The sequence below is a fragment of the Nostoc sp. genome, from assembly GCF_036917465.1.
Lineage (GTDB): Bacteria > Cyanobacteriota > Cyanobacteriia > Cyanobacteriales > Nostocaceae > Nostoc.
The window spans coordinates 1-5,951 of sequence record NZ_JBALDL010000080.1; the positions used below are offsets into that span (position 1 = coordinate 1).

Here is a 5,951-nt window from a genome sequence, read left to right on the forward strand (position 1 = left end):
ATAACAAATGAGTTCGCCGAAATAACAAATGAGTTCGCCGAAATAACAAATGCGTTCGCCGAAATAACAAATGAGTTCGCCGAAATAACAAATGAGTTCGCCGAAATAACAAATGCGTTCGCCGAAATAACAAATGAGTTCGCCGAAATAACAAATGATATCAAGTTCGCATAATTAGTTATAATTCCCACAGTCATTGCATCCCACACGCCAGATGCTCCACTTTGGGAGACCCCAAGACCGCCCTGGCTCCCCTTAGTCCCCTCCCCGTAGGTGGTGTACACACAAGTCGGATTTACCCCCCTTATAAAGGGCTACGGTGTATACACAAGTCTTCTAGAGTTGCCCCAGAGCCTTTTGATCCCCCCAACCCCCCTTAAAAAGGGGGGCAAAAGTCTCTTAAAGTCCCCCAATTTATCGGGGGATTTAGGGGGATCTCCAACGATTTTGGGTGTTGTACAGAGATGTGTGTACACCGTAGCTTATAAAGGGGGGAGACAGCAAATCTGTGTTCCCTCCCCTTTCTAAGGGGAGGGTTAGGGTGGGGTAAAACCTAGTTCTTCAGCTATTTTCAGACTTGTGTGTACACCGTAGCCCCGCAGGTGGGGTGGAATTCTTCGGGTTTAATAAGCAATCAAAGCTGACATAATATTAGACCCCTTTTCAACTGTATTGCAGGCAATTGAAAACCTTAAGAAAATCCGAAATTACTTAAGCTAGTCGCAAACCATATTCATCCTGAAAAAAGTTTACAAGCCAGTCTTTGACTCTATGGGTAGCGCGACAGTCATCTTCGTTGTAGCTTTGGATAATTTCTAGTAAGGTGCGATCGCCTGTTTCTAACCACTGATCGTACCAGTAAATACATTTAGCACCACTAGCTTCTTTTTCCCGCCACTCAAATCCTAACCAACGAGCGATCGCTTTTAGGGCATAACTTTCTATAGGCAATGCTACACTTTGGGTTAATTGTTCATACACATCCACAAAGCGATTTAGGACTGGACGCACTGAGGCATAAGGAGTGTTGTAAAGCTTTGCTAGCCGTTTAACCGTATCAAACTCGTAGGCACAAAAATGATAAATTGGTGCTTCGGGATATTGCCAAACCAAATCTAAAAATTGCTGCCAAATTAATTCTTCGTCTTCTGGTTTATCTGCTAAAAACGAATAAAACTTTTCTGTGTTGGCAAGTCTATCTACTACCAAAACCCCCAAAAGATAATCTAAATCTAAGTCTGGCTGCGCCTCAATATCAAAGTAAAGTTCTATGGGTGCTGTGAATGTAATCTCTTTTATTGATAGTGGATATGGTAAAAGAAGCGGTCGTTTTTCCAGTGCTGATTTAGCTTGTACTACTAGCTTGGGTGCTACTTTTTGGTCGAAACCAAGCAGGTTTTCTAAGGTGCTGGGACTGGTGTTAGCAAGAGATTCTAGTGTGGTGATGGCTACATCTTGCAGTTGAGTATAGCGCAGAGGTGTTATACCTGGTAATAGTGAGAGATGTTTTTCAGATTGAGCGATCGCATAACATTGACTATACCAATGGCAAAAATTACACTTTTGCCGAGAAATAAACACCTCTGGCGGATTCGGTAACTCTAAAACTTCAATGAACTCCTCCAGAATTTGCTGCATCCGTGGCATCCATTTAAACAAATCCACCGTATAGTTGGTGTTTTTCGTTCGCAATATCAGCAAAGCTGTTTCTGGTACAACTTCTTGTACTGTTGCCAAGACTTGGGTATGAAATGCAGCGATAACTTGATATTCTTGTTTAGGGCGCTTACCCAGTTCAATACTAGCCGGGACATACATCCAATCTCCAAAACTCGACTGTCCTGGCTGTTTTACGAGTAAATTTGGCCGACTCAGCAAGGTATATGCTTCAGAATAAGTTGCTAAGAGTACTCCTTTATAAATGTACTCAACTCCACGCTCCATCAATTCTAAAGTTGCCTTCTCTGCCTTTTCCCAGTTTCCATAAGAATAATCTGGTTGGTGATAAGTCATCTGTGCCAAAGCACCCATCTGATGAGCGATTTTATCCTGTTGCAGTTTCCGCAGCAACTCATTAGGGGCATCGCGCTGACTTCTGTCACCGTGGATATCTAGAAAAGTCCGGCGTTTACAGCGTTGGTATTGCAGTAGGAGTTCAGCATTAATTAGCATCCTTTTAAGTTAACAAGATTTAGCACAATCTGGCAGTAACTCAGACAATTAATAATGAAGTGGGAGAATGAGGAAGATGAGAAACTAATGACTAATCCAAAATCTAAAATCTAAAATTGGTATGACTAGTATTTCTGTCGCCCAAACCAGGTTGCATAGCCATCGAGAGCAATTTCCCGCTTTAGCGAACAAGACTTATTTCAATTATGGCGGACAAGGGCCAATGCCCCAAAGAGCAATGGATGCGATGACCGAAACTCAAGCTTATGTTCAGCAAATAGGCCCCTTTGGGAATGAGGCTTATCACTGGATAGCACCGCAGACTCGAGCCGCTAGAGTTGCGATCGCTTCGGAGTTACATGCACCAAGCGAAACAATTACTCTTACCCAGAATGTCACAGTTGGCTGTAATATCGCTATGTGGGGCATTGACTGGCATTCTGGCGACCATATACTGCTCTCAGACTGCGAACATCCAGGCGTGATTGCCACAACACAAGAAATCGCGCGGAGATTCGCGGTGGAAGTTACCACCTGTCCCCTGAAGGCGACTTTAAATGAGGGCGACCCTGTAAAAATTATTGCCCAGCACTTACGCCCTAATACCCGTCTTGTAATATTAAGTCATGTTTTCTGGAATACTGGCCAAGTTTTACCTCTTGATAAAATTGCCGAAGTATGCAGAAACAATCATTCTTTTTTATTGATAGATGCTGCTCAATCTGTTGGTTTGCTGCCTTTAAACTTGACGGAATTGGGTGTAGATTTTTATGCTTTCACTGGTCATAAATGGTTATGTGGCCCTGCGGGTGCTGGTGGTTTGTATGTTCGCCCAGAAGCGCGAGAAAGCCTGAAACCTACATTTATTGGCTTAAATGGGATTGTTGTAGATAGTCAATCTCAGCCTGTGGGTTGGCTTCCAGATGGGCGACGATATGAAGTGTCTACATTAGCTTATCCGTTGTATGTTGGGTTAAAGGAAGCGATCGCAATTCATCAACAATGGGGAACCTCACAGGAACGTTACGAGCAAATTTGTCAAAATAGTGAGTATCTTTGGCAGTACTTAATGGCGTTACCCGATGTTAAATGTTTGCGAACTTCCCCACCCGAAAGCGGTATAGTCTCGTTCCAACTTACAAATAATCAGCCTCAAGCTAATCTCAAATTAGTGCAATTTTTAGACTCACAAAACATATTAACTCGCACAATTGCCGATCCTAGCTGTATACGCGCCACCATCCATTACCTGACTTTAGAATCAGAAATCGACCAATTGGTTGAAGCAATTCAAAGTTTTTGCAAAACTAGTTAAAAATTAGGAGTTATATAGCGCTTCTCGAATGGAAGCAATACACTTTGACCTCTCTCCAAACCTCTCTCCTAAAAGGAGAGAGGCTTTGAATCTTACTCCCCTTCCCTTGTAGGGAAGGGGCTGGGGGTTAGGTCTGTATTTCGTGCAATTGACAACCGCTATAAGCTATCACTGTGAAAATTATAATTTTCATGCCTAACTCTGCCAATTTTGGATTGAATTAAAAATCTAAAATCTAAAATCTAAAATCCCAAATTGAATGACTTCTACCTTTAAAATGGAACGCCCAATTTTATACTTAGCAATCACTAACCACGGCTTTGGACATGCTACCCGCATGGCTTCCGTCGCTGCGACAATTCAAAAATTATGTCCAGAAGTTTTGCTAATTCTTGTTACCACTGCCCCACGCTGGTTGCTAGAGTGCTATATAGAAGGCGATTTTATCTATCGTCCCCGTGCATTTGATTTGGGTGTGGTGCAAACCGATAGTTTGACAATGGATAAAGTAGCGACTTTAGAAAAGTTACTAGATATTAAGAAACATCAAAATTCGCTGATTGCCTCAGAAGTGAATTTTATCCGCCAAAATCGCGTTAATCTCATTTTGGCAGATATTCCCTTCCTAACTCCTGGCTTTGCCAAAGGTGCAAATATCCCTTGCTGGATGATGAGTAACTTTGGCTGGGACTTTATCTATCGAGATTGGGGGGGTGAATTTACAGCAGTTGCAGATTGGATTAGTGATTGGTACTCAAAGTGCGATCGCTTGTTTCGTCTTCCCTTCCACGAACCGATGCAAGCTTTTCACAATATCACAGATGTTGGACTAACAGGTGGTTCTCCCCGTCACTCTACTGATAATTTACGTTCTCTTTGGGGAATAACTGCACCAGTGGAAAAAACTATTTTATTGACCTTTGGCGGCTTGGGTTTGCAGCAAATTCCCTACGATAACCTGCGGCGATTCCCAGATTGGCAATTTCTCGTCTTCGATCAATCTGCGCCTGATTTACCTAATATAGTGAAAATTAATGACCGTAAATACCGCCCTGTAGATTTTATGCCAATTTGTGGGCGAGTCGTCTCTAAACCAGGCTTCAGTACTTTTGCTGAAGCCACACTATTAGGAGTACCTATTGTTACTATCCCCCGGAAGGATTTTGCCGAAGCAGCTTTTATAGTAGAAGGCATAACAAATTATAACCGACATCAAATCATTACCCCATCTGAATTTTTTCAAGGGACTTGGGATTTTCTGCATGAGTTACCGCAACTACCACAGCAATCTCAACCTATTGCTAAGGATGGTAATGAAGCGATCGCTAAAGCAGTTCTCAATTATTTACAGACGAAATAAAGTTATTCAAAACAATATAAATTAATATATGAATACCAACTAGGACGATACAACATCACAACAACCAAATCAAGCAAATTTAACTGCTAATTAGCTTTTACTGTCATCAATAATTACTGTTTTAAATGACTCACTACCAAAAGTTACTAAAAATTTCCACTACTGCCAAATCTTTTTATAACATCACCCCTAAAGTTGAAGCCGCAGTCACAGAATCGGGGGTTGAAACTGGTCTTTGTACTTTATTTTTACGCCACACTTCAGCTAGTTTAGTGATCCAAGAAAATGCCGATCCTGATGTTCTTGTGGATTTAGCTAATTTTATGGCAAAACTCGTCCCCGAATCAGACAAATACATCCATGATGCAGAAGGTGCTGATGATATGCCAGCACACATTCGTACCGCACTCACCCACACTTCTGAAAATATCCCCATTAATCGAGGTTATCTAGTACTGGGAACTTGGCAGGGAATTTATATCTGGGAACATCGCCAGCGTAGTCATTTAAGGGAATTGGTTATCCACATTTCTGGATAGCTGATTTTCAAGTTTTACTTAAAATAGAGTTTAAATACTCTGGTTATTCTACCTACCCTTTGGATATAATCTCATAAACTCGCGGCGATCTGCATTAAACAAATTTCGCCCTGATAATTTTGTAATCATAATTATTTATGCGGAATTAAGAGGATGTCTGAAAAGTTTTTGGTATTGTATTCGAGACTTGTAGATCCCCCTAAATCCATGCCACTTGCTTCACTTGGGGAGACCCCAAGTGAAGCAAGTGGCTCCCCTTACAAAGGGGGGCTTTGATTCCTGTTCCCCCCTTTTTAAGGGGGGCTAGGGGGGATCAAGCAAAATATTTAATACTTCTCAGACATCCTCTAATTAGATATAATTTATCAAAGAATTAGTAGAACTTTTTAAAGTTGAAAGTTAAGTTTATTTTTGCTTATTTAATAATTTTTTTATTTCGATATACACTAATAGTTAGTGTAAGCTGTTTGGGTATCCGCTCGGTAAATCGGGGTAGAACTAAAAAATCAGAATGTAAAATGGTACACAGTGCGTTATAAAATATGACACATGACGCAAATATCAT

At 41.3% G+C, this 5,951-nt stretch carries 5 protein-coding genes; 3 read left to right on the plus strand and 2 right to left on the minus strand.

From position 1 onward, the window contains the following. Positions 1-284, minus strand: a 284-nt coding sequence (locus V7K38_RS19260) for a hypothetical protein (RefSeq protein WP_442940786.1), incomplete at its 3' end; no start/stop codon positions are given. A gap of 427 nt (positions 285-711) precedes the next feature. Beyond that, positions 712-2,172, minus strand: coding sequence for a TM0106 family RecB-like putative nuclease (locus tag V7K38_RS19265; protein WP_334859999.1), 1,461 nt, complete (start codon positions 2,170-2,172; stop codon positions 712-714). 121 nt (positions 2,173-2,293) lie between these two features. Between V7K38_RS19265 and V7K38_RS19270 the strand changes: the two genes are divergently transcribed. From V7K38_RS19270 to V7K38_RS19280, 3 genes are all read left to right on the plus strand, one after another. Continuing rightward, positions 2,294-3,487: an aminotransferase class V-fold PLP-dependent enzyme gene (locus V7K38_RS19270; RefSeq protein ID WP_334860000.1), complete on the plus strand. Its 1,194-nt coding sequence runs from the start codon at positions 2,294-2,296 to the stop codon at positions 3,485-3,487. 277 nt (positions 3,488-3,764) lie between these two features. Beyond that, a complete protein-coding gene (locus V7K38_RS19275; RefSeq protein ID WP_334860002.1) occupies positions 3,765-4,847 on the plus strand; it encodes a glycosyl transferase in 1,083 nt (360 codons plus the stop codon). Between the two features lie 125 nt (positions 4,848-4,972). After that, positions 4,973-5,386: a secondary thiamine-phosphate synthase enzyme YjbQ gene (locus tag V7K38_RS19280; protein ID WP_334860001.1), complete on the plus strand. Its 414-nt coding sequence runs from the start codon at positions 4,973-4,975 to the stop codon at positions 5,384-5,386. Positions 5,387-5,951 lie beyond the last annotated feature (565 nt).

What these genes read in the sequence shown, in the direction of transcription:
- V7K38_RS19265 (WP_334859999.1), bottom strand. Translation starts at nt 2,172, where the DNA reads ATGCTAATTAATGCTGAACTCCTACTGCAATACCAACGCTGTAAACGC.
- V7K38_RS19280 (WP_334860001.1), top strand. Translation starts at nt 4,973, where the DNA reads ATGACTCACTACCAAAAGTTACTAAAAATTTCCACTACTGCCAAATCT.
- V7K38_RS19275 (WP_334860002.1), top strand. Translation starts at nt 3,765, where the DNA reads ATGGAACGCCCAATTTTATACTTAGCAATCACTAACCACGGCTTTGGA.
- V7K38_RS19270 (WP_334860000.1), top strand. Translation starts at nt 2,294, where the DNA reads ATGACTAGTATTTCTGTCGCCCAAACCAGGTTGCATAGCCATCGAGAG.